Annotated in this window: 2 protein-coding genes; both read left to right on the top strand. The window is 62.2% G+C overall.

Annotation, left to right across the window (positions count from 1 at the left end):
- The first annotated feature begins 1,088 nt into the window (after nucleotides 1-1,088).
- Nucleotides 1,089-1,769, top strand: coding sequence for a tetratricopeptide repeat protein (locus ACFYP3_RS36505; RefSeq protein ID WP_388842318.1), 681 nt, complete (start codon nucleotides 1,089-1,091; stop codon nucleotides 1,767-1,769).
- A gap of 4 nt (nucleotides 1,770-1,773) precedes the next feature.
- Nucleotides 1,774-3,048, top strand: coding sequence for a glycosyltransferase (locus ACFYP3_RS36500; protein ID WP_388842316.1), 1,275 nt, complete (start codon nucleotides 1,774-1,776; stop codon nucleotides 3,046-3,048).
- Nucleotides 3,049-3,718: the final 670 nt, after the last annotated feature.

Here is a 3,718-nt window from a genome sequence, read left to right as displayed (position 1 = left end):
CTGCTGGTGCTACCGGTGCCACGGGTGCGACTGGTGCTGACGGCGCTGCTGGTGCTACCGGTGCCACGGGTGCGACTGGTGCTGACGGCGCTGCTGGTGCTACCGGTGCCACGGGTGCGACTGGTGCTGACGGCGCTGCTGGCGCCACGGGTGCCACCGGCGCGACGGGCGCGACTGGTGCTACCGGTGCTACGGGGCCGGCTGGTGCTGACGGCGCGACGGGTGCTACCGGTGCGACGGGCGCGACGGGTGCTACCGGTGCGACGGGCGCGACTGGTGCTACCGGTGCTACGGGCCCGACAGGTTCGTTCGGAACGATCACTAGCGTCTTGGGTCCCACTACGCCCGCTGTTGATGGTAGTGGTATCGGTGCTCAGACTTCTGTTGCAGTATGCCCTGCCGGGACGGTCCCCATTAGTGGCGGCTGGGTCATTCCGACTGGTGGCACCGGAGGGTATGACATCGCATATAACTACTCCACGGGCACTGGGTGGTCCGTAACCATTGGTGGTGGGTCTACGGGCTCGACCGTGGCGGCTATTGCCTACTGCGCCACCGGATGATGACTCTCTCGGCTCTTTATGCTGGGCCTGTCGTCTGAAGCCAGCCAGCACATAACTGGGGCTGGATCGCGGCAACGCGATCCAGCCCTCGTGAGCTATGGGGTCGAAAATATCGGGAGGCCAAGGGCCGTGTGAACGATTGTTGGGCTCGAGCGGCCGCCCACGCTGGGGATGAGCCCGCCAGCAGGCCTGAAAGGCGTTGAATTATCAAATCGCCGACCCGGCAGCATTTAGCTCGCTGACCTCACCTTGTAGGTGGTGTGTCACGCTCTGATCGGTAGATGATCATCCAGTGGGGCAGGCGCCAACACTGGGCAGCTTGCTGTTCGGTCAAGGCTGTTGGTTAGATCACGGGTGTACGATCAACCGGCCACTACACGACGAAAACGCAAGACTGCTGCAGGTATTCCCGAATCTCCCCTAACTCGCACCCGTTAACTTGAGATGCGTACATTCGGGTGGTTCGTGCGGCCAAGTCTTCGCGAAGAATGACGAGACCCCGCTCGCCTCGTAACTTTGGCTCTAATGGCTGTAATTCTGGCATGCCGTGCCAGAGCCACCTACCGCCGCCACCTGGATATTCAGTCTGACCTCATGGAATGTGATGACGTGGAACGTAGGCAATTGTGGACAGGGGTCGGCGCGGCCGTTGTGCTTGCCGCTGGAGTGGCTACTTGGGCGGTCATGTCTGAGGCGGCGACCAGCTCCGACGTCAAGACCACGCTGAGTGCACACGCGTTGCTCCAGGCAGGGCTCGTGCAGGCGAACGAAAAGGACCTAGACGGTGCGGAAGACACCTTCACTCGTGTTCTGACGATAGAACCGGACAACAAACTCGCCTGGTACAACCTAGGGGTTGTTTCCCAACAGTCCGGCAGGCCAGCCGATGCTCTCAAAGCCTACGATGCAGTGCTGAAGATCGACCCGAAGTTCACGTCAGCCATCTTCAACCAGGCCATGCTACTCAAGACCACCAACCCCGACAGGGCGATCACGCTACTGAAGCGGGCCATCTCCCTGAACCCGAAGGCCGCCAAGGCCTACTTCCAGCTCGGTGAGGCGCTGGCAAAAAGGGGCAACGGAACCGGGGCGCGGGACGCTTACCGCCACGCAATCTTGATCGACCAGTCCCTGTTCTCTCAAGTACCAAAGCCATTCAGGGACGCCGACATGTCAGTTCTTCACCCAGCGAGCCCAAGTAGGTAACCAGATGACGTCGACTGCTACACCGAGGTTCTCTGTCTTCACCCCCAGCCACCGGCCGCGCTTCCTGGACGAGTGTCTGGCTACCCTGCAGGCTCAATCCTGCTCGGACTGGGAGTGGATCGTCCTGCTCAACAGCGGTGCCCGCTGGCGTCCAGAGCGGCCCGATGACCGGGTCCGAGTGGAAATCGCGGACGAAGTTCGCGGCGTCGGCGCGGCGAAGCGTAGGGCATGCGAACTTGCCCGCGGTGAGATCCTCGTGGAACTCGACCACGACGACCTGTTGGCGAGAGACTGCCTGGCTGAACTCGGGAAGGCGTTCGACGAGCACCCCGACGCAGTGTTCGTCTACAGCAACACCGCCCAGATCTCCGAAGACGGCAGCCGGGACGACACACGCTTCAACGAAACGCACGGCTGGCAGTACGAAGACGTGGAGGTCGACGGGTGCCGGCTGCTGGCCGCTAAGTCGATGGTGCCGACCCCACACAACGTCTCCTATATCTGGTACGCGCCCAATCATGTGCGCTCGTTCCGCAAAGACGTCTACGAGCAGGTGGGAGGTTACGATGCCACCCGCACGGTCCTGGACGACCAAGACCTGATGTGCCGGATGTTCCAAGCTGGGGAATTCCACCACATTGAGCGCTGCCTCTACCTCCAGCGTCTTCACCCGGCAAACACCCAGCGCGATGCGGAGATCAACGCGCACATCCAGCGGGAAACAGTTGCATTGTATGACAAATACATCGAGGCCAACGCCCTCGCCTGGACCCATCGCCGCGGACTGCTGGCCCTCGACCTTGGTGCCGCGCACCGCAAGCCACCTGGTTACCTCGGCGTAGACCAGTATCCAGGGGAGGGTGTTGACATCGTGGCGACGCTGCCCGACAAGCTCGACCTGCCGGACAATTCTGTCGGTGTGATGCGGGCGGTGGACTTCCTAGAGCACGTGCCTGAGAAGGTGCCGCTGATCAACGAGTTGCACCGGCTGCTGGCTCCCGGCGGAATGCTGCTGACCATGACGCCGAGCTCCGACGGACGGGGTGCTTACCAAGACCCTACCCACGTCGCTTTCTACAACGAGAACTCTTTCTGGTACTACACTAACAACCAGTATCGGACGTTCGTCCCGGACATCACGGCACGGTTTCAAAGTTCGCGGTTGGTGACCTACTACCCGACCGACTGGCACTCCAAGAACAATATCTCGTATGTGGTGGCGAACCTCATCGCTATGAAGGATGGGGCGGTCCGCTGCGGTGGACCGCTCCTCGTTTGAATTCGCCGCGAACGAGACGAAGGCCCCGAGGGACGCTGCCCTTAGCGTCATGGTTTGCGTATGTGGCCACCGATGCGTCCAGCGCCCTCGGGGCAGGAGCCATGGCGGTGCGGTGGGTGAGGCGGTCCCGGGGGTGGCGGGAATGCTCATCTCTCAGCCCCAGGGCGCAGCCGATGTCGGTATGCGCAGGGTGATCTCGGCGTGTGGGTGATGGCAAAACCCACCTCGAAGGGTAATCCGAAAACATCGGTCTGCCGGGCTTCGACGCCCTCAATCGGGGCCGTTGCTATAAGACTGCCGTTGCGATCTTTCTGGTTTCGCAACCAGGCTGAGAGCCAGCTTTCCGATCCGTCGCAGGGATCTTGCTGTGGTTTGATAGTGAGGATGTGCACTCCCGGGGGCGACGTCGGGCTCCGAGAGCGTTCCGGGTCCCCCCAGCGCACGGTCGGCCACCACACACTGGGACCGCCCGCGTTGCCTCCACCGCAGCGGTGAGATCGAGGTGGGCGATCGTGCCGCCGCTTGAACCATCTGTAGGGGCCTACATCGGCGCAGAACATCGGAGGCATGGCGCGCTAAGGGTTGTCCCGTAAATGATCTTCGGGGTGGCTCGGACGTCGTGGCCGTGAGTGGGCCGCTCGTTTATCCGGCGGGGGCGAGGTTGTGCATC

Origin of the sequence: Streptomyces sp. NPDC005533 (assembly GCF_042871845.1) — a bacterium.
Lineage (GTDB): Bacteria > Actinomycetota > Actinomycetes > Streptomycetales > Streptomycetaceae > Streptomyces.
The sequence above is the reverse complement of the archived record's forward strand: the minus strand, read 5'-3'. Positions and strand labels throughout refer to the sequence as shown.